Origin of the sequence: Nocardia noduli (genome assembly GCF_019038455.1) — a bacterium.
Lineage (GTDB): Bacteria > Actinomycetota > Actinomycetes > Mycobacteriales > Mycobacteriaceae > Nocardia > Nocardia noduli.
On record NZ_JAFMPL010000067.1, the window covers coordinates 15279 to 35426 of the forward strand.

The following is a 20148-nucleotide window of genomic DNA, read 5'->3' on the forward strand; positions in this document are numbered from 1 at the left end:
GGCGCGTGTGTTGTGTGACACCGGGTACAACTGAATACGGAAGAGTGGTCGGACGAGTTCGGGACTTGTTCCGGATGTCCGACCGAAGGGGCGTAGCTCAATTGGCAGAGCAGCGGTCTCCAAAACCGCAGGTTGCAGGTTCAAGTCCTGTCGCCCCTGCCCTGAATGCCGGCGACGAGAGAGGATCGACGTGAGCGACGAGCGGGACACCCGCGGCGCGCATGATGACGACGACGCCGTAGCACGGCCGAGCGGTAAGCGTTCCGCTCGGCGCAATCGCGCCGGATCCGCTCCCGTCGACACCGGTTCGGTGGCCACGATCGAGCGTCCGTCGAAGGCGGGCAGAACGGCCGCCAAGACCAAGCGCAGCAACCCGATCTCCAAGTTGATCAAGTTCTTGCGCGAGGTCGTCGCGGAACTGCGCAAGGTGATCTGGCCGAACCGTAAGCAGATGATTACCTATACGAGCGTTGTTCTGGTGTTCGTGGTCTTCATGGTCGCGTTCATCAGCGGGTTGGATCTGGCGTTCATCAAAGGTGTCAACTGGCTGTTCGGCTGAGCACCCGCGAACGCCGACACCGGTAGCCGATCCCGGGGCGGGCGGAGCATGACGCCGCGTCCGGCCCCGGCACGCAGAGGATGTACGTGACGACACAGGAAGCGAGTGCCCCAGTGAGCACCCCGGAGAACGACACCAACGACGAGTTCCCGGTCGACGACGCGGCGGATGCCGTGGAGACCGTCGAGGAATCTGCTGTGGTCGCTGATTCCGAGCCCGCTGCGTCCGAGTCCGACGATTCCGAGTCCATCGAATCCGAGCCCGTGGTCGACGCCGCTCCGATCGACGCGGAGCCCGCCGACCCCGTCGCCGAGATGAAGGCAGCGCTCAAGCGCGCCCCCGGTGACTGGTACGTCATCCACTCGTACGCCGGTTACGAGAACAAGGTGAAGACCAACCTCGAGACCCGCGTGCAGAACCTGGATCTGGAGGAGTACATCTTCCAGGTCGAGGTGCCGACCGAAGAGGTCACCGAGATCAAGAACGGCCAGCGCAAGAACGTCAATCGCAAGGTGCTGCCCGGCTACATCCTGGTCCGGATGGAACTCAACGACGAGTCGTGGGGCGCGGTGCGCAACACTCCCGGTGTCACCGGATTCGTCGGCGCGACCTCGCGCCCTTCGCCGCTGTCGATCGACGACGTGGTGAAATTCCTCGTCCCGGCCGCGCAGCAGCAGAAGAAGCCCGCCGCGGCGGGCGCCGAGGGCTCCGGCTCCAGCGATGTGGCCCCCAAGCCCGTCATCGAGGTCGATTTCGAGGTCGGCGAGTCGGTGACCGTGATGGACGGACCGTTCGCGACGCTGCCCGCCAGCATCTCCGAGGTCAACGCCGAACAGCAGAAGCTCAAGGTGCTCGTGTCGATCTTCGGTCGCGAGACTCCGGTCGAGCTGGCGTTCACGCAGGTCGCGAAGATCTGATCGGCGGGGGCCGCACCACGGCCCCACGCGAAGGACCAGGGCACGGCCCCGGTAAGGTGTGTTGGTTCGTGCGTGGATCCGATGCGCGTCATCGGATCCGTGCGCTGATGCCGGGCCCGCGCGTCCGGATGCGGGCCGCGCCCGCAACAGGCTTACGGCAACCGTAAGGAACCGAAACCAAGGAAGAAAGATGCCCCCCAAGAAGAAGAAGCTCGCCGGGATCATCAAGCTGCAGATCCAGGCCGGCCAGGCGAACCCGGCTCCTCCGGTCGGCCCCGCGCTCGGTCAGCACGGCGTCAACATCATGGAGTTCTGCAAGGCGTACAACGCCGCGACCGAGTCGCAGCGTGGCAACGTCATCCCGGTCGAGATCTCGGTGTACGAGGACCGGTCGTTCGACTTCAAGCTGAAGACCCCGCCCGCCGCCAGGCTGCTGCTCAAGGCCGCCGGTGTGCAGAAGGGTTCGGCCGAGCCGCATCGCCTCAAGGTCGCGAAGGTCACCATGGACCAGGTCCGTGAGATCGCCAAGACCAAGCAGGAAGATCTGAACGCCAACGATATCGATCAGGCGGCCAAGATCATCGCGGGTACCGCGCGTTCGATGGGTATCACCGTCGAGGGCTGAGTACCGCCTTCCGAGCGACTCCGCTCCCGAGTGGGAGGGCCGGCCAGGCCCGACAACCACTTCTGAACCTATAACGAGGACAGAGAATCATGGCAAAACGAAGCAAGGCGTATCTCGCCGCGGCCGAGAAGGTCGACAAGTCCGCGCTGTACTCGCCGCTGGCCGCGACGCGGCTCGCGAAGGAGACCGCCACCACCAAGACCGACGCGACCGTCGAGGTCGCCGTTCGTCTCGGTGTGGATCCCCGTAAGGCCGACCAGATGGTGCGCGGCACCGTCAACCTGCCGCACGGCACCGGTAAGACCGCTCGCGTCATCGTGTTCGCCGCGGGCGAGAAGGCCGCCGAGGCCGAAGCCGCCGGTGCGGACGCCGTCGGCGCCGAGGATCTGATCGAGCGGATCCAGGGCGGCTGGCTCGACTTCGACGCCGCTATCGCCACCCCCGACCAGATGGCCAAGGTCGGCCGGATCGCGCGTGTCCTCGGCCCGCGCGGCCTGATGCCGAACCCGAAGACGGGCACGGTCACCAACGATGTGACCAAGGCCGTCAACGACATCAAGGGCGGCAAGATCAACTTCCGCGTCGACAAGCAGGCCAACCTGCACTTCGTCATCGGCAAGGCGTCCTTCGACGACGCCAAGCTGGTGGAGAACTACGGTGCCGCGCTGGACGAGATCCTGCGCGTCAAGCCGTCGACCGCCAAGGGCCGCTACGTCAAGAAGATCACGGTCTCGACGAACACCGGACCGGGCATCCCGGTGGACCCGAACCGCACCCGCAACCTCCTGGAGGAGGACGCGTAAGTAGCGCCCGAGGTCTCGTACCTCAGTAACCACCGCCGAGGGCGGGAACGCGACCCGCGTTCCCGCCCTCGGCGTTTCCGGCGCCGTCGCGATTCCGATCATGCACGGACGCAACAACTTCGACGAGGGCGCCGAGATCGGTGTCGTAGGGCGCGATGATCGCGTCGGCCGAAGACGATGGGCGCGGGACGTGTCCGCAAGGCGTGGTTCGCACCAGCTGTCCGACCCTGTTTTGGCAGATGGTGGGGCTACCGGGTACATTGAACGTCAGTCATCGACCAGTTCGATAACTACCCAATCCGTTCTACCGAAGACCGTTGGTCGTCGATCCCGCACGGGGTCGGTCGAAGGTCCGGCGACATTGCCGGCGGCCCACGCAGGGAGAGCCGAGGTCGGGAACTCGATTCGCTCGCCGAGTCGGTTGTCCTGTGCGCCCCGGAACGCTCTGCGTCCGGGGCGTTAGTTTTGTCTGTCATATCGCCGGGCCCTGGTTTTCGACAGTTCGTAGACGAACCGACATCCAGAGAGGAGGCGAAGTATGGCAAAACCCGAGAAGGTTACCGCGGTCGCGGAGATCACCGAGCAGTTCAAGAGTTCGACCGCCACCGTGGTCACGGAATACCGTGGCCTGTCGGTCGGCAAGCTCACCGAGCTGCGTCGGGCGCTGGGCACGGAGGCCACCTACTCCGTCGCCAAGAACACCCTGGTCAAGCGTGCCGCCGCCGAGGCGGGCGTGGAAGGCCTCGACGACCTGTTCGTCGGACCGACCGCGATCACCTTCATCAGCGGTGAGCCTGTCAACGCGGCCAAGGCCCTCAAGGCCTTCGCCAAGGACAACAAGGCGCTCGTCATCAAGGGCGGGTACATGGACGGCGCGCCGCTGTCCGTGTCCGAGGTCGAGCGGATCGCCGACCTGGAGACCCGTGAGGTGCTGCTGGCGAAGCTGGCCGGTGCCATGAAGGGCAACCTGGCCAAGGCCGCTGGTCTGTTCAACGCTCCCGCTTCGCAGGTGGCCCGCCTGGCCGCCGCGCTGCAGGAGAAGAAGCAGGCCGAAGAAGGCGGAGCTCCCGCCGCCGAGTGACCTCCGGTCCCTCACGGGTGACGGCGTCACCCGACCCACATACTCATTTCCCCGAAAGGAACAACAATGGCCAACGTTGACGAACTGCTCGAGACCTTCGGCAACATGACCCTGCTCGAGCTGTCGGACTTCGTCAAGAAGTTCGAAGAGAAGTTCGAGGTCACCGCGGCTGCCCCCGTCGCCGTCGCCGCCGTCGGCCCCGCCGCGGTCGAGGCCGTCGAGGAGCAGGACGAGTTCGACGTCGTGCTCGAGAGCGCGGGCGACAAGAAGATCCAGGTCATCAAGGTGGTCCGTGAGATCGTCTCCGGCCTGGGCCTGAAGGAAGCCAAGGACCTCGTCGAGAGCGCCCCGAAGGCCATCCTGGAGAAGGTCGCCAAGGATGCCGCCGAGGCCGCCAAGGCGAAGCTGGAAGAGGCCGGCGCCAAGGTCGCGGTCAAGTAATTCGAACGAATTACGTCGAACGGGCGGTTCCCTGCGGGGGACCGCCCGTTCCGCTTTTCGGGTGTGCGAGCACCCGGATATTGCGAATATTGAGAAGGTTTCTGGGTTACTCTTCGGTCAGGTTGGGGTGTGCCGTGTCTCGCTCGTGGGTTAGAGTGACCGAACCCACTATCACACGCACGCCGCGATGACCGAGCGCGCGGTTCGCGGTGGGGTGCTCGCTGAGAAAAAGTGGAGGTTGGCGTGGGCGTCGAGGTCAGGACCGAGGGTGTTACCAAATCCTTCGGTTCCCAGCGAATTTGGCAGGATGTCTCTATCACTCTGCCGTCGGGCGAGGTCAGCGCACTGCTCGGTCCGTCGGGTACCGGTAAGTCGGTGTTCCTCAAGTCGCTGATCGGGCTGTTGCGCCCGGAGCGCGGGTCGATCTTCATCGACGGCACCGATATCACGACGTGCTCCAACAAGGAGCTCTACGAGATCCGCAAACTCTTCGGTGTGCTGTTCCAGGACGGCGCGCTGTTCGGCTCGATGAATCTGTATGACAACATCGCGTTCCCGCTGCGTGAGCATACGAAGAAGAACGAGTCCGAGATCAAGAAGATCGTGATGGAGAAGCTCGAGCTGACGGGTCTGCTCGGCGCCGAGGGCAAACTCCCCGGTGAGATCTCCGGCGGTATGCGCAAGCGCGCCGGACTGGCGCGAGCGCTGGTCCTGGATCCGCAGATCATCCTCGTCGACGAGCCGGACTCCGGTCTGGATCCGGTGCGTACCTCGTATCTGTCGCAGCTGTTGATCGATATCAACGCCCAGATCGATGCCACGATCCTGATCGTCACGCACAACATCAACCTGGCCCGTACCGTCCCGGACAATATCGGGATGCTGTTCCGCAGGCAGCTGGTGATGTTCGGTCCGCGCGAGGTGCTGCTGACGTCCGAGGAGCCCGTGGTCAAGCAGTTCCTCAACGGCCGCATGATCGGCCCGATCGGCATGTCCGAGGAGAAGGACGAGACCCAGATGGCCCGCGAGCAGGCCATGGTCGACGCCGGTCACCACCACGGTGGCGCCGAAGAGGTCGAGGGCATCATCCCGCAGATGAAGGCCCAGCCGGGTATGCCGGTACGCCAGGCGGTGCACCGCCGTAAGCAGCGGGTGCAGGAAATCCTCCACACGCTGCCACACGCCGCGCAGGTCGCCATCCGCGAATCGCTCGCGGAGAGCGACGACACACAGGTCATGGCATACAACACCGCCGATCTGGACAAGTACCAGGGCGGCGCGTTCGACTCAACAGTTCGACACAACACAACCAGCGGGTAACATACGGTCCGTGAATCGGACCCTCGCGCGTGTGTTGACTCCAATGGAGTCGGCGTTTGCGCAGGCGGGCAACATTTTTGCGCTGTTCATCGATGTCGTCCGCAAGACTTTCAAGAAGCCGTTCCAGTGGCGGGAGTTCATCGAGCAATCGTGGTTCATCGCGAGTGTCTCGATCCTGCCGAGCGCTTTGGTGGCAATTCCGTTCGGCGCCGTGGTGGCGTTGCAGACGGGTTCGCTCATCAAGCAGTTGGGCGCCGAATCCTTCACCGGCGCAACCAGCGTGCTGGCCACGGTGCAGCAGGCCGCACCGGTCGTGACCGCGTTGATCATCGCGGGCGCGGCCGGTTCCGCCGTTGCGGCCGACCTCGGCGCGCGGACCATCCGCGAAGAGATCGACGCGATGGAAGTGCTCGGCATCGACCCGATCCAGCGCCTGGTGGTGCCGCGCGTGCTCGGCATGATGCTGGTGGCCCTGCTGCTCAACGGCCTGGTCTCGGTCGTCGGCATCGCGGGCGGCTATTTCTTCAACGTGCTGCTCCAAGGCGGCACTCCCGGCGCGTATCTCGCGTCCTTCTCGGCACTGGCTCAGCTCCCGGATCTGTGGATCGGGGAGATCAAGGCGCTGGTGTTCGGTCTTCTCGCCGGTGTCATCGCCGCGTACAAGGGGCTGCATCCCAAAGGTGGTCCGAAAGGAGTCGGTGACGCGGTGAACCAGTCCGTGGTGATCACATTCCTGGTGCTCTTCTTCGTCAATCTGGTCTTGACGTTGGTGTACCTGCAGGTCGTTCCCGCCAAGGGCGCATGATCCATGGCCACCCCCTATCGGAACCCGGTCATCGCCAAGACGACACGCCGGGTCGGTGAGATCGCGCGCGCACCACTGAATGTCATCGATCGCGCGGGCGACCAGATGGCGTTCTACGCCCGGGCCATCGCGTGGATTCCGCGCACCGCGGTGCACTACCGCAAGGAGGTCATGCGGCTGCTGGCCGAGGTGACCTTCGGATCCGGCGCGCTCGCCGTCATCGGCGGCACCATCGGCGTCATCGTCTTCATGTCCGGTTCGGTCGGCGTCGTCGTCGGTCTCCAGGGTTTCAAGGCGCTGGACTCGCTCGGCAGTTCGGTGCTGACCGGCTTCCTGACCGCCTACATCAACACCCGTGAAATCGCGCCGCTGGTGGCGGCTTTGGCACTGTCCGCCACGGTCGGCTGCGGTTTCACCGCGCAATTGGGCGCCATGCGGATCTCCGAGGAGATCGACGCGCTCGAGGTGATGGCGGTGCCCGGTGTGCCGTTCCTGGTCACCACCCGCGTGATCGCCGGTTTCGTCGCGGTCATCCCGCTCTACGTCGTCGGCCTGCTCGGCACCTTCATCGCCTCGCGACTGATCAGCGTCTGGTTCAACGGGCAGTCCAGCGGTTCCTACGACCACTATTTCAGTCTGTTCCTGCCACCGGAGGACGTGCTCTATTCGTTCCTCAAGGTGCTGGTATTCGCGTTCGTGATCATCCTCGTGCACTGCTACTACGGCTTCAACGCCACCGGCGGTCCCGCCGGTGTCGGCGTCGCCGTCGGGCGTGCGGTGCGTGCGGCGATCGTCCTGGTCAATGTGCTCGATTTCTTCCTGAGCCTGGCGATCTGGGGAACGACGACCACCGTGCGGGTCGCCGGATGAACCGCGTGCAGACCTGGCGTAAGACGGAGAAACTCCGCGTCCGGGTCCTGGGTGTCACGTTCTTCGCGCTGGTCGCGCTGTTCCTGTGGTCGACCGTCGCGATCTACAACAAGCAGTTCGTGAAGACGGTCGACGTCGACCTCATCACCGACAGCGTCGGCAACGCGTTGACTCGCAACGCGGATGTGAAGGTCCGCGGCGTCAATGTCGGTGAGGTCCGTTCGAGCAGTTCCGAGGGCGGCAAGGTGACCCTGGACCTGGCGATCGATCCCGCCAAGGCCGAGCAGATCCCGGCCAACGCCACCGCCCGGCTGCTGCCGAAGACGCTGTTCGGTGAGCGGTACGTGGATCTGATCATTCCCGAGGAGCGCAGTCCGCAGCATCTGACCGACGGTCTCACGCTGTATCAGGACCAGAGCGGCAACGCGATCGAGATCAGCAAACTGCTCGACGATCTGATGCCACTGCTCCAGGCCATTCCGCCGCAGGATCTGGCCGCGACGCTCGGCGCGCTGTCGCAGGCGCTGGCCGGTCAGGGCACCGCGCTCGGCGTCACCATCGACCGGCTCGACGGCATCTTCCGCGAGGTCAACGCGGTCATGCCGGAATTGCAGGACGATCTGCGCAGTTTCGCGACGGTGGCGGCCACCTATTCCGACGCCGCGCCGCAGTTGATCGACGCCCTGAACAATCTGCGCACCACCAACGCGACGATCGTGCAGCGTCGTTCGGATATCGACACGCTCTACGCGGTCCTGACCCCGACGTCGGCGAGTACCGCCGACTTCCTGGTCGCCAATCGCGACAATATCGTCGATATCGCCGCCGATTCGCGTCCGGCGCTGGAGATGCTGGCCAAATACTCGCCTACCTACGCGTGCACGATGGCGAATTTCGCGAAGATGAAACCGCGTATCGACGACATCATGGGTATGGGTAAGGACAATCCCGGCTCCCGGGTGACGATCGAACTGGTCAACACGCGCGGCAGGTATCTGCCGAACCAGGACGAGCCGCGCTGGTTCGATACCAGGCCGCCGTGGTGTGTGGCCGAGTATCCGCTCGGCGTCGATGTCGGCCAGTACATCAGCGGCCCGCCCAACGACGGCTCCTACGCGGTGCCGAGTCGTAATCCCGGCGATCAGACCACCGGCTATCTGCCGGAACCGCAGCTCGGGGTCTTCCCGGCCGGACAGGTTCCGACGGTTGCGGGGTCGCCGGGCGAACAGCAGTCGCTCGGCGCGATCTACGGTGCGGCGCACGGTGTCTCGCCGGAGGAAGTGCCCGGTTGGGTGACCCGGGCCGGTGCGCCCGCGTTCCGCGGTAGCGAGGTGAGTGTGCGATGAGGGCGAGAATGCGCGGGCTCGGCGGTCCGCTGACCAAATTGATCATTTTCGTCATAGTGACGTTGTTCGCCACACTCATGCTCGGCCTGTCCATCGCCAATTACACCGGCGGCGGCACCGAGTTCAAGGCCAGGTTCACCGACGTCACCTCGCTCAACAAGGGCGACGAGGTGCGTATCGCCGGTGTGCGGGTCGGCAAGGTGACCGCGGTGAAGATCGTCGACCGGCGACAGGCCGAGGTCGTCTTCGAGGTGCAGGACCGCAGTTGGCTGCCCGCGTCGACGACGGCGACCATCCGCTACCGGAACCTGGTCGGCCAGCGGTATATCGCTCTCGAACAGGGGGTGGGCGAACAGGGCAGGAAACTGAACGAGGGCGCGACCATCGGCCTGGACAAGACACGCCCCGCGCTCAACCTGACCACGCTGTTCAACGGTTTCCGCCCGTTGTTCCGCACGCTCACGGCCGACGATGTGAACAAGCTGTCCTTCGAGATCATCCAGGTCTTCCAGGGCGAGCAGGGCACCATCCACGATCTGGTCGCCTCGACCGCGGATCTGACCAACAAGATCGCCGACAAGGACGCGGTGATCGGTGAGCTGGTCAAGAACCTGACGCAGATCCTGGAAACGGTCAATCAGCGCGCCGATCAGTTCGACCAGCTCATCGTGAATACCGAGGCACTGGTCAGCGGCCTGTCCGCCGAGCGCGACGTGATCGGGCGTTCGGTGTCGTCGCTGGGCAACCTGGCCTCGGCCACCTCCGATCTGCTCGTTCCGGTGCGCCCGACTCTGCAAGGGTCGATCGCGGGGCTCGGTCAGCTCACCGGCACTCTCGACGAGCGTTCCGACGAGGTGAACCAGACGCTGGCGACCCTGCCGATCAAGATGGAAAAGCTCGGCCGTGTCGGTAGTTACGGCTCCTGGTTCCAGTTCTATCTGTGCGGTATCGACGTCGTGGTCGGGCCGGGCGCGGTCGACGCGCCGCAGCTCAACCTGCCCGCGGGGATGCCCACGATCAACCAGCCGCTGTACACGAATGCCGCGCCGCGCTGCTCGGGGAAGGCCCGCTGATGGACGACCGCATTCTGCTCGGTAAACGCAGCCCGGCATTTCTCGGCGCGCTCGGACTGTCGATGGTGCTGCTGGTGACGGTGTCGGCGTTCTTCCTGGACCGGCTGCCGATCATCGGCGCCGGGATCACCTACACCGCCGAATTCTCCGAGGCGGCGGGTCTGAAGAAGGGCAACGAGGTCCGCATCGCCGGGGTGAAGGTCGGCCAGGTCGCGGGCGTGAGCCTCGACGGGGACCGGGTCCTGGTCGAATTCCGGACCAAGGACGCCTGGATCGGCAACGAGACCACCGCGTCCATCCAGATCAAGACGGTGCTGGGCCAGAAGTACCTGGCACTGGATCCGCACGGAACCGATCCGGCCGATCCGAGCAAGCGGATTCCGTTGTCGCGCACCGTCGCACCGTACGACGTCATCGACGCGTTCACCGACGCGGCGAACAGCCTGGAGAACATCGATACCGGCCAGCTGGCGACGAGTATGCAGGTGCTCGCCGACGCCTTCGAGACCACACCGCCGCAGATCCGGGGTTCGATCGACGGCATCGCCCGGCTCTCGGAAACGCTGGCCAAACGCGACGAGGAATTGAAGCGCCTGTTCCGTGCGACGAATCAGACCACGAGGGTGCTGGCCGATCGCAATGCCGAATTCGAACGTCTACTCGCCTCGGGCGGACAGTTGCTCGCGGAGTTGAATATCCGCCAGCAGGCCATTCACCAGCTGCTCACCGGCGCGAAGACGGTGTCGGCCGAATTGAGCGCGCTGGTGCACGACAACGAGGAACAGATCGGTCCCGCGCTGACGAATCTGCACGCGTCGATCGAATTGTTGAACGACAACCAGCAGAACATCTCCAAGACCTTGGAACTCGCGGCGCCGTTCTACGGCCTGTACGCGAATGTGCTCGGCTCGGGTCGTTGGTTCGACGCGGTGATCACCAATGTGATTCCGCCCGCCCTGCCCGAGATTCCGGGCGACCGCGCGCCGGTGCGCACCCTGGGAGGTAACTGACGTGGCCGCGAGTAACGAGCCACTGACCGCGCTACGCGGGATGAGCCGCGGCGCCAAGGTGACGATGGTGATCGGACTCGTCGTGATCGTGGTGGCCGCCGGATTCCTGTGGCGGTTCTTCGATCGGATGAACACCACCAGGATCACCGCGTATTTCGATCGCTCGGTCGGTATCTACGAGGGTTCGGATGTGCGAATCCTCGGTGTGGCGGTCGGATCGGTCGATTCGGTGGAACCGATGGGTGACCAGGTGAAAGTCGTGATGAGCGTCGACCGGGAATACGATATTCCGGCCGAGGCGCAGGCGGCGCAGATCACCCCGTCGGTGGTCTCCGACCGGTTCATCCAGCTCACCCCGGTCTATCGGGGCGGTCCGAAAATGGAACGCGACGCGACCATTCCGCGCGACCGTACCGTGACGCCGGTCGAGGTCGATCAGCTGTACAAGAGCATCGCGGAACTTTCCGAGGCACTCGGCCCCAACGGCGCCAACAAAGAGGGCGCGGTCAACGAACTGGTGCGCAGTTCCTCGGCGAATCTGGCGGGTAACGGCGAAGCGCTCGCCAACAGCATTTCCCAGCTCAGCAAGGCGGCGCGCTATCTGTCCGACGCGCGCGGCGATATCTTCGAGACGGTCAAGAATCTACAGAGTTTCGTCAGCATGCTGGCCGTCAACGACGCGCAGGTGCGCGAATTCAACACGCAATTGGCCGATCTGGCGGGTTTCCTCGCCGGTGAGCGTCAGAATCTCGGCGAGGCACTGGAATTGCTCTCGGTCGCACTCGGTGATGTCGCGCGGTTCATCGACGACAACCGGGAACTGGTCGCCGACAATGCCGCCGCGTTGACCACGTTGACGAGAACTCTGGCCGACCAGCGCGACGACCTGGCCGCGGTGCTTCCGGTCCTGCCGGTGGCGTTGAGCAATCTGATCAATATCCACAACGGCGAATCCGGCACCCTCGACATGCGGGCGAACTTTCCGGAATTGCAGGATCCGTTCGGCGTGGTGTGCAAGATGCTCGATCTGTCCAAGCTGATGCCGGGTGATCCGCAATTCGAGGCGTTGGGCAGGCAGTTGCGCCCGATCATCGAACACTGCAAGGAGATCACCGACCAGATCACCGCCGGGGTGCAGACCCCGACGCTGATCCTGCCGTTCGGCATTCTCAGCGGCGAGAACCAGCAGCGCGATCCGGTGCCGGGCACCGTGCCCGGTACTCCGTCCAACCGGTTGCCGCCGTCCGAAGAAGGTGGGCGATGAACAAGATCCGTAGTGCCGCACGTGGTTTCGGCGGCGCGGTGGCGCTCGCGGTCACCGCGGCGCTGGTCACGTCCTGCTCGTCCGACGGTATCTACAGCATTCCGCTGCCCGGTGGCGCCGATGTCGGCGACCATCCGATGACCATCGAGATCCAGTTCGACGATGTCCTCGATCTGGTGCCGCAGTCCTCGGTGAAGGTCGAAGGCGTGCCGGTGGGGCGCGTCGAGGAGATCAGCATCGGCAAGGACAAGTGGACGGCCAGTGTGCGTACGCTGGTCAATTCGTCGGTCGATCTGCCCGCCAACGCGCGGGCCGAGGTGCGGCAGTCGAATCTGCTCGGTGAGAAATTCATCGAATTGTCCGAGCCCGCGGCCGATCCCGATCCGAACCGGCTCACGAACGGTTCGGTCATCCCGGTCGATCACACCAGGCACGCCACCGAGATCGAACAGGTGCTCGGCGCGCTGTCGCTGCTTCTCAACGGTGGCGGTGTCGCGCAATTGCAGCCGATCGTCACCGAATTGAACAAGGCGCTCGGCGGACGCGAGGGCCGGGTGCGTTCCCTGCTCGAACAGACCGAGACGTTGATCACCGGACTGGATCAGCAGGTCGACGACATCACCCGCGCCATCGACGGACTCGGCACGCTCAGTGCCAGGGTGAGTACCCAGACCTTCCAGATCGGGAAGATCCTCGACGAGCTGCCCGCCGGTATCAAGATACTCAATGAGCAACGGCCGCAATTGATCTCGTTGCTGACCCAGCTGGATCGGGTGGGCGAGGCCGGTTTCGACGTGCTGAACGCCTCGAAGGACGATCTCATCGCCGACCTGATCTCGTTGCGTCCCACTTTGCAGGAACTCGGCCGTGCCGCACCGGATCTGGTGACCGCGCTGCCGTTGATCCCGACCTATCCGTTCCCGGATTCGACGCTGGAGGGCACCTTCGGCGGTTCGGTCAACACCTGGCTCTCGGTGGACGCGCAGATCGGCGTCGCCTTGAGCAATCTCGGTGTGGGCAAAGGTGATCCGGTCTACATCCCGCCGGTAGGCCGCCCGGTTCCGGTGAATCCGAGCAATCCGTACTACAACGGGAACGGTCCGAGCCCCGGCTGGCCGACCGTCTCGCTGGTGCCGCTGCCGCAGAGCCTGGCCCAGGTTCCCGGGATTCCCGGGGTGCCGAATCCGCTGGGTCCGTTGCTCGAACAGTTCGGTGTCGATCAGCAGGAGGCTCCGCGATGACACGCCTGGTGCGTTATCAGCTGATCGCGTTCGTGCTGATCGCCGTGCTCGGCGTCGTCTACGTCGGCGCCCGCTACGTCCGACTGGACGAGATGTTCGGATTCGGCCTCTACCGGGTGAAGGTGGAGGCGACCCAGACCGGCGGCATCTACAAGGGCGCCGAGGTCACCTACCGGGGCGTGCCGGTGGGGCGCGTCGGCGACCTGCAACTCAGTTCCGACGGTGTGGTCCTCACCCTCGATCTGGAGACGAGCGGGCCCAGGATTCCGGCGTCGGCGAAGGCCGTGGTGGCGAACAGGTCCGCGATCGGCGAGCAGTACGTGGATCTCCAGCCCGACAGCGACAGCGGCCCGTACCTGAAGAACGATTCGGTGATCGTCGGGGCGAGCACGCCGATCTCGGTCGAGGAACTGATCGGGAGCGTGGATCATTTCACCAGTTCGGTCGATCTCGCCGCGTTGCACACGACCGTCACCGAACTCGGGAAGGCGCTCAACGGCAAAGGCGACGATCTCAAGGTCCTGCTCGAATCGCTGAACACCTTCACCGAGACGTTCGACGAGGCGCTGCCGCAGACCATCCAATTGATCCGTGACGGCAAGATCGCGCTCGGTACCCAGGCCGAGCAGTCGGCGGCCATCCGGCAGTTCAGCGACGGCCTCGACCAGGTCACCGCCCAATTGCGCTCCAGCGATCCGGCCGTGCGTCGATTGATCGGCACCGGTACCGACGCGGGCCGCCAGATCGGCGCGCTGCTGCGCGAGAGCGGCGCGGCGCTCACCGAGGACCTGACCAATCTGCGGGTGCTGTTGCAGGCCATCTCACCGAAGTTCTACGCGCTGCAACCGCTGCTGATCATGCTGCCCGGACTCTCGGTCGGCGCGTCGGCCACCGCGCCCGGTGACGGCACCAGCCATTTCGGTTTGGTGCTCGAGGTGAACAATCCGCCCGCGTGTACGGTCGGCTACGAGGGGACGTACCAGATTCTCGAGCAGATGAAGGCGCAGAACCCCGACTTCGACGACTCCCGTGACGAGTTCCCGTTCAACACGAACGCGAAGTGCACCGTGCCGCAGGGTAATCCGACCGCGGTACGCGGCGGAGCGCGGGCCGACACGGCCGATCCGGCCGTCGCGCAGCCGTGGGACGACGTTCCCAAGACCGATCCGGACAAGCTGAATCTGAATCCGATCGCCGTACAGATGGCCACCCTGCTCGGGGTCACGCCGAAGCGGTGACCAGGACCGACAACGTTAGGGTGCCTGTCGTGAACATCGACCTCTCCAAGGAAATGCCGGGGGCGAGCGAACCGGGGACCGAGGAATCCGATGCCACGGCGGCCGAGTCGTCGGCGTCGGCCGCGGCCCCCGGATCGTCATCCGACACCGCCGGGGCGGACAAGGCCGCCGTGGTCGTGGGAAGTGGCTCTGCGGCGCCTCCCGACGCGAACCGCGCGGCCGGGACCGCACGCCGCGCACCGGTCGCCGCGAGCACCGTCGCGGTCGGCGCGTTGGTCGTCGCCCTGATCGCCGCGGCGTGGTTCGGCGCGGGCTGGGCCAGGTCCGCCTGGTTCACCGACGGCCCGCGTGCCGCCGCCCGCGACAGCGCCCTCGATTCGGCGCGCCAGGCCGCCATCAATATGACCTCGATGGAACTCGACGACGTCCCGGGTTCGCTCGCGATGGCCCGTTCGTCGATGACCGGCGCGATCCTGGAATCGGCGCAGAAGAATCAGCAGCAGTCCGAGCAGCTCGCCGCGCAGGCGGGTGTCGAGATGAAATCGAAGGTGCTCGGCGCCTCGCTGACCGCGCTCAACAGCGAGCGCGACAAGGCCACCGCGCTGGTGGTACTCCAGGTGACCGAGTCCAAGCCGGACAAGTCGGTCTCGGACTACCGCTACACCTGGAGCCTGGAGATGGCCAGGAACGGCGATGTCTGGAAGGCCGAGCAGGTCGCGTCGCTGACCCAGCCGGTGCTGCTCGACGGCCCGGGACCGAGCGGAATGGGACAGCCCGCTCAGCAGCCCGCCGCCGACGGGGCCCAGGCGCCCGCCGACGCGCCTACCGCGCCCAAGCCCGGATCGTAGGAGGAACACCCGATGAATTCTCGTAGACCGGTCAACCGGGTCACCTCCAGGCGGCGTCCGGCCGCCGGGTCCGCCGCCCGTCCGAGTGCCCGCGCCGTCGCGGGGACCCGTCCGGCGCGCGCCGCGGTACTGCCACGCTCCGGGGATCCGAGCGCCTCGCGCGCGAGCAAGAAGTGGGCGCGCGGTGGCGGCGCAGAACCGCGTGCGCGTCGTTTCGCGGGCCGGGGATCGTCCTGGACGGTCGTCGTCGGGTCCGTGGTCGCCGCGGTCGCGCTGGCCGGATTCGCGGTCACCGCCGCGTTGCGGCCGGGCGTGAACGATTCGAATCTGGCCTTCGTCGACAGCGCGGGAACCGAGGAGGTGCGCGCGGCCGCCGACCACGCGCTGCGCACCATCTACGGCTACGACATCGAACACATCGACGGTTACGAGGCGGCGGTGCGCTCGGTGGTCACCGGCGCGATGCTGACCGATCTGGACAAATTCTCCTCGACCACGATCGACGCGATCAAACAGGCGCAGACCAGCGCTGATGCCAAGGCCGACCCCATCGGGGTGACCATGCTCACCGATGATCGGGCGGAGTTGCTGGTGAATCTGGTCGTGAGCGCGACCAAGGGGGGCGTGGCCCAGCAGAGCGTCGCGGGACCGGTCGTGTTGCGCATGCAGAAGGTGGACGGTCGCTGGTTGGCAGGCGAGATCGTCGATCAGTGAGTCGGCGGGTGATCTTGAACGTGACGGCCGATCGCATCGACATCCAGGTCGGGCCGCCACTTGACGAGCTTCGCCCGAGCCGTCACGCTATTCACAACAGCGGCAGCTGTCACAGTGGCTTCACCCGCCCCGCCGCCCTCGACGCAGCCAGCGTTTCGGGCCGGGGCACCGCTCCGTGACGGGGCGGTGTCTACCCCTTCCGGGGCTCGGCGCGGCAGCCACGTGAACGTTCGCACGGGTGGTACTTTGACACCTCCGTGCCGATAGGTGTAGGTTTGGACGTTGCGCTGGCTGCCTCCTGTCCATTCCTCGATCCGCACTCCTAAGTGTCACCCTTCCGGTGTTGCTTTCGTTGTTGCCTGTTCGGGTTCGTTCGGGTCGTGACCAGCGAGAATCTCAACGTAGCAGGCAAGCGACGGTCGCGGACCACCACGCGACGCGCGTGAGGTGCTGGAAGGACGCATCTTGGCAGTCTCCACCCAGACCAAGGCAGTTGCCGGAATCCCCGGAGCCCCATTGCGGGTGTCTTTCGCGAAGATCCGTGAACCCTTGGAGGTGCCCGGACTTCTCGATCTACAAACGGACTCTTTTGCATGGTTGATCGGCTCGCCGTCATGGCGAGAAAAGGCCGCCGCGCGCGGCGACGTCGGGCTCTCGGGCGGACTCGAGGAGGTGCTCGAGGAGCTCTCGCCGATCGAAGACTTCTCCGGCTCCATGTCCCTGTCTTTCTCCGACCCTCGTTTCGAAGAGGTCAAGGCCTCGATCGACGAGTGCAAAGACAAGGACATGACGTACGCGGCGCCACTATTCGTGACGGCCGAGTTCATCAACAACAACACCGGTGAGATCAAGAGCCAGACGGTCTTCATGGGTGATTTCCCGATGATGACCGACAAGGGCACGTTCATCATCAACGGCACCGAGCGCGTCGTCGTCTCGCAGTTGGTGCGTTCTCCCGGCGTCTACTTCGACTCCAGCGTCGACAAGGCCACGGAGAAGGACCTGCACAGCGTGCGCGTCATCCCGTCGCGCGGCGCGTGGCTGGAATTCGACATCGACAAGCGCGATACCGTCGGTGTCCGTATCGACCGCAAGCGTCGTCAGCCGGTCACCGTGCTGCTGAAGGCGCTGGGTTGGACGAACGAGGAGATCGTCGAGCGTTTCGGCTTCTCCGAGATCATGATGTCCACCCTGGAGAAGGACAACACGGCGGGCCAGGACGAGGCGCTGCTCGATATCTACCGCAAGCTGCGTCCGGGCGAGCCGCCGACCAAGGAGTCGGCGCAGACCCTGCTGGAGAACCTGTTCTTCAAGGAGAAGCGCTACGACCTGGCGCGCGTCGGTCGCTACAAGATCAACAAGAAGCTGGGCATCCACCTGGGTGAGCAGATCACCGCGTCGGTGCTGACGAAGGAAGACATCGTCACCACCATCGAGTACCTGGTGCGTCTGCACGCCGGTGACCGGAACATGACCGCCCCCGGCGGCGAAGAGGTTCCCGTCGAGGTCGACGACATCGACCACTTCGGCAACCGTCGCCTGCGCACCGTCGGCGAGCTGATCCAGAACCAGATCCGGGTCGGTCTGTCCCGTATGGAGCGTGTGGTCCGCGAGCGGATGACCACCCAGGACGTCGAGGCGATCACGCCGCAGACCCTGATCAACATCCGCCCGGTCGTCGCCGCGATCAAGGAGTTCTTCGGAACCTCCCAGCTGTCGCAGTTCATGGACCAGAACAACCCGCTGTCGGGTCTGACCCACAAGCGCCGCCTGTCGGCGCTCGGCCCGGGTGGTCTGTCCCGTGAGCGCGCCGGCCTGGAAGTCCGTGACGTCCACCCGTCGCACTACGGCCGCATGTGCCCGATCGAGACCCCGGAAGGCCCGAACATCGGCCTGATCGGTTCGTTGTCGGTGTACGCGCGGGTCAACCCGTTCGGTTTCATCGAGACGCCCTACCGCAAGGTCGTCGACGGCAAGGTCACCGACGAGGTCAAGTACCTCACCGCCGACGAGGAGGACCGCCACGTTCGTGCGCAGGCCAACTCGCCGGTGGACGCCGAGGGCAACTTCCTCGAGGAGCGTGTGCTCTGCCGTCGTGGCAACGAGGAGAACGAACTCGTCGCCGCGGCCCTGGTCGACTACATGGACGTCTCGCCGCGCCAGATGGTGTCGGTCGCGACCGCGATGATCCCGTTCCTCGAGCACGACGACGCCAACCGCGCCCTGATGGGTGCGAACATGCAGCGTCAGGCGGTTCCGCTGATCCGTTCCGAGGCCCCCATCGTGGGCACCGGCATGGAACTGCGCGCCGCTGTCGACGCCGGCGATGTCGTGGTGAACGAGAAGTCCGGTGTGGTCGAGGAGGTCTCCGCCGACTACGTCACCGTGATGGCCGACGACGGCAGCCGCAAGTCCTACCGGATGCGCAAGTTCAACCGCTCGAACCAGGGCACCTGCTCCAACCAGCGTCCGATCGTGGACGAGGGCCAGCGGGTGGAGATCGGCCAGGTGCTGGCCGACGGTCCGTGCACCGAGAACGGTGAGATGGCCCTCGGCAAGAACCTGCTCGTGGCGATCATGCCGTGGGAAGGCCACAACTACGAGGACGCGATCATCCTGTCGCAGCGCCTCGTGGAAGAGGACGTCCTGACCTCGATCCACATCGAGGAGCACGAGATCGACGCCCGCGACACCAAGCTGGGCGCCGAGGAGATCACCCGGGACATCCCGAACGTCTCCGACGAGGTGCTGGCCGATCTCGACGAACGCGGCATCGTGCGCATCGGCGCCGAGGTCCGTGACGGCGACATCCTGGTCGGCAAGGTCACCCCCAAGGGCGAGACCGAGCTGACCCCGGAAGAGCGGCTGCTGCGCGCGATCTTCGGTGAGAAGGCGCGCGAAGTGCGCGACACCTCGCTGAAGGTGCCGCACGGCGAGTCCGGCAAGGTCATCGGCATCCGCGTGTTCTCGCGCGAGGACGACGACGACCTGCCTCCCGGTGTCAACGAGCTGGTGCGCGTGTACGTGGCGCAGAAGCGCAAGATCCAGGACGGCGACAAGCTCGCCGGTCGGCACGGCAACAAGGGCGTCATCGGCAAGATCCTCGCCACCGAGGACATGCCGTTCCTGCCCGACGGCACCCCGGTCGACATCATCCTGAACACCCACGGCGTGCCGCGTCGTATGAATATCGGCCAGATCCTGGAGACCCACCTCGGGTGGATCGGCAAGACAGGCTGGCAGGTCGACGTCGCCACCGACGGCACCAGGCCCGATTGGGCCGCGGCGCTGCCGGAGGAGATGATCGGCGCACCGGCCGACTCCAATATCGCGACCCCCGTCTTCGACGGTGCCCGCGAGGAGGAGCTGACCGGTCTGCTCGCTTCGACCCTGCCGAACCGTGACGGTGAGCGCATGGTCGACGACGACGGCAAGGCGACCCTGTTCGACGGCCGCTCCGGCGAGCCGTTCCCGTACCCGGTCGCGGTCGGTTACATGTACATCCTGAAACTGCACCACTTGGTCGACGACAAGATCCACGCCCGTTCGACCGGTCCGTACTCGATGATCACCCAGCAGCCGCTCGGCGGTAAGGCCCAGTTCGGTGGCCAGCGCTTCGGTGAGATGGAGTGCTGGGCCATGCAGGCCTACGGCGCGGCTTACACGCTGCAGGAACTGCTGACGATCAAATCCGACGACGTCGTCGGCCGCGTGAAGGTCTACGAGGCCATCGTCAAGGGCGAGAACATTCCGGAGCCGGGCATTCCGGAGTCGTTCAAGGTGTTGTTGAAAGAGCTCCAGTCGTTGTGCCTCAACGTCGAGGTGCTGTCTTCGGACGGCGCGGCGATCGAGATGCGCGACGGTGACGACGAGGATCTGGAGCGCGCCGCGGCCAACCTGGGCATCAATCTGTCCAGGAACGAAGCGGCGACCGTCGACGATCTGGCGAACTAGGCGGCCGGGCCGGATGTCGTCGATTCGACGACATCCGGC

18 protein-coding genes and 1 tRNA gene are annotated in these 20148 nt (G+C 65.2%); all 19 read left to right on the plus strand.

Annotated elements, in window-relative coordinates:
• The first annotated feature begins 86 nt into the window (after positions 1–86).
• The 19 genes from JZ792_RS27710 (at position 87) to rpoB (ending at position 20109) form a co-directional block, all read left to right on the plus strand.
• A tRNA-Trp gene (locus JZ792_RS27710) sits at positions 87–159 on the plus strand.
• Positions 160–190: 31 nt separating this feature from the next.
• Complete coding sequence (gene secE / locus JZ792_RS27715; RefSeq protein WP_216914917.1) at positions 191–559, plus strand: preprotein translocase subunit SecE; 369 nt, start codon at positions 191–193, stop codon at positions 557–559.
• A 113-nt stretch (positions 560–672) separates the two neighbouring features.
• A complete protein-coding gene (gene nusG, locus JZ792_RS27720; protein ID WP_308165488.1) occupies positions 673–1476 on the plus strand; it encodes a transcription termination/antitermination protein NusG in 804 nt (267 codons plus the stop codon).
• Positions 1477–1666: 190 nt separating this feature from the next.
• Positions 1667–2101 (plus strand): 50S ribosomal protein L11, encoded by a 435-nt coding sequence (gene rplK, locus JZ792_RS27725; protein ID WP_107659500.1) that lies wholly within the window; start codon positions 1667–1669, stop codon positions 2099–2101.
• 89 nt (positions 2102–2190) lie between these two features.
• A complete protein-coding gene (gene rplA / locus JZ792_RS27730) occupies positions 2191–2904 on the plus strand; it encodes a 50S ribosomal protein L1 (protein WP_216914921.1) in 714 nt (237 codons plus the stop codon).
• Positions 2905–3442: 538 nt separating this feature from the next.
• Positions 3443–3985, plus strand: a complete 543-nt coding sequence (gene rplJ / locus JZ792_RS27735) for a 50S ribosomal protein L10 (protein WP_216914923.1) — start codon at positions 3443–3445, stop codon at positions 3983–3985.
• Between the two features lie 66 nt (positions 3986–4051).
• Complete coding sequence (gene rplL, locus JZ792_RS27740; RefSeq protein WP_109528830.1) at positions 4052–4426, plus strand: 50S ribosomal protein L7/L12; 375 nt, start codon at positions 4052–4054, stop codon at positions 4424–4426.
• A gap of 243 nt (positions 4427–4669) precedes the next feature.
• On the plus strand, positions 4670–5746 hold the full coding sequence (locus JZ792_RS27745; protein WP_216914925.1) for an ABC transporter ATP-binding protein: 1077 nt from the start codon (positions 4670–4672) through the stop codon (positions 5744–5746).
• A gap of 43 nt (positions 5747–5789) precedes the next feature.
• A complete protein-coding gene (locus JZ792_RS27750) occupies positions 5790–6551 on the plus strand; it encodes an MlaE family ABC transporter permease (protein WP_109528828.1) in 762 nt (253 codons plus the stop codon).
• 3 nt (positions 6552–6554) lie between these two features.
• A complete protein-coding gene (locus tag JZ792_RS27755; protein WP_216914927.1) occupies positions 6555–7421 on the plus strand; it encodes an MlaE family ABC transporter permease in 867 nt (288 codons plus the stop codon).
• On the plus strand, positions 7418–8767 hold the full coding sequence (locus JZ792_RS27760; protein ID WP_216914929.1) for an MCE family protein: 1350 nt from the start codon (positions 7418–7420) through the stop codon (positions 8765–8767). The genes JZ792_RS27755 and JZ792_RS27760 overlap by 4 nt, the downstream gene beginning before the upstream one ends.
• A gap of 8 nt (positions 8768–8775) precedes the next feature.
• A complete protein-coding gene (locus JZ792_RS27765) occupies positions 8776–9840 on the plus strand; it encodes an MCE family protein (RefSeq protein ID WP_216914958.1) in 1065 nt (354 codons plus the stop codon).
• The gene (locus tag JZ792_RS27770) at positions 9840–10850 is read left to right on the plus strand and encodes an MCE family protein (RefSeq protein ID WP_216914931.1); all 1011 of its coding nucleotides are present in this window, start codon (positions 9840–9842) and stop codon (positions 10848–10850) included. The genes JZ792_RS27765 and JZ792_RS27770 overlap by 1 nt, the downstream gene beginning before the upstream one ends.
• Before the next feature lie 40 nt (positions 10851–10890).
• Complete coding sequence (locus tag JZ792_RS27775; protein WP_109529117.1) at positions 10891–12114, plus strand: MCE family protein; 1224 nt, start codon at positions 10891–10893, stop codon at positions 12112–12114.
• Positions 12111–13355, plus strand: a complete 1245-nt coding sequence (locus JZ792_RS27780; protein WP_216914933.1) for an MCE family protein — start codon at positions 12111–12113, stop codon at positions 13353–13355. Before JZ792_RS27775 ends, JZ792_RS27780 begins: the two co-directional genes overlap by 4 nt.
• Positions 13352–14593 carry an MCE family protein gene (locus JZ792_RS27785; RefSeq protein WP_216914935.1) on the plus strand — a complete coding sequence of 414 codons (1242 nt, stop codon included), beginning with the start codon at positions 13352–13354 and terminating at the stop codon, positions 14591–14593. The genes JZ792_RS27780 and JZ792_RS27785 overlap by 4 nt, the downstream gene beginning before the upstream one ends.
• Before the next feature lie 29 nt (positions 14594–14622).
• The gene (locus tag JZ792_RS27790) at positions 14623–15441 is read left to right on the plus strand and encodes a hypothetical protein (RefSeq protein ID WP_216914937.1); all 819 of its coding nucleotides are present in this window, start codon (positions 14623–14625) and stop codon (positions 15439–15441) included.
• 12 nt (positions 15442–15453) lie between these two features.
• Entirely contained in the window at positions 15454–16155 is a 702-nt protein-coding gene (locus JZ792_RS27795) for a hypothetical protein (protein ID WP_216914939.1), read from the plus strand.
• A 447-nt stretch (positions 16156–16602) separates the two neighbouring features.
• The gene (rpoB, locus tag JZ792_RS27800) at positions 16603–20109 is read left to right on the plus strand and encodes a DNA-directed RNA polymerase subunit beta (protein ID WP_216914941.1); all 3507 of its coding nucleotides are present in this window, start codon (positions 16603–16605) and stop codon (positions 20107–20109) included.
• Positions 20110–20148: the final 39 nt, after the last annotated feature.

Bases quoted from the DNA above. Each gene is read 5' to 3' on its own strand.
- JZ792_RS27785 (WP_216914935.1), top strand. From the start codon at position 13,352: ATGACACGCCTGGTGCGTTATCAGCTGATCGCGTTCGTGCTGATCGCC.
- rplL (WP_109528830.1), top strand. From the start codon at position 4,052: ATGGCCAACGTTGACGAACTGCTCGAGACCTTCGGCAACATGACCCTG.
- JZ792_RS27795 (WP_216914939.1), top strand. From the start codon at position 15,454: ATGAATTCTCGTAGACCGGTCAACCGGGTCACCTCCAGGCGGCGTCCG.
- JZ792_RS27770 (WP_216914931.1), top strand. From the start codon at position 9,840: ATGGACGACCGCATTCTGCTCGGTAAACGCAGCCCGGCATTTCTCGGC.
- rplK (WP_107659500.1), top strand. From the start codon at position 1,667: ATGCCCCCCAAGAAGAAGAAGCTCGCCGGGATCATCAAGCTGCAGATC.
- JZ792_RS27755 (WP_216914927.1), top strand. From the start codon at position 6,555: ATGGCCACCCCCTATCGGAACCCGGTCATCGCCAAGACGACACGCCGG.
- JZ792_RS27780 (WP_216914933.1), top strand. From the start codon at position 12,111: ATGAACAAGATCCGTAGTGCCGCACGTGGTTTCGGCGGCGCGGTGGCG.
- rplJ (WP_216914923.1), top strand. From the start codon at position 3,443: ATGGCAAAACCCGAGAAGGTTACCGCGGTCGCGGAGATCACCGAGCAG.
- JZ792_RS27775 (WP_109529117.1), top strand. From the start codon at position 10,891: ATGAGCCGCGGCGCCAAGGTGACGATGGTGATCGGACTCGTCGTGATC.
- JZ792_RS27750 (WP_109528828.1), top strand. From the start codon at position 5,790: ATGGAGTCGGCGTTTGCGCAGGCGGGCAACATTTTTGCGCTGTTCATC.
- rplA (WP_216914921.1), top strand. From the start codon at position 2,191: ATGGCAAAACGAAGCAAGGCGTATCTCGCCGCGGCCGAGAAGGTCGAC.
- JZ792_RS27760 (WP_216914929.1), top strand. From the start codon at position 7,418: ATGAACCGCGTGCAGACCTGGCGTAAGACGGAGAAACTCCGCGTCCGG.
- JZ792_RS27765 (WP_216914958.1), top strand. From the start codon at position 8,776: ATGCGCGGGCTCGGCGGTCCGCTGACCAAATTGATCATTTTCGTCATA.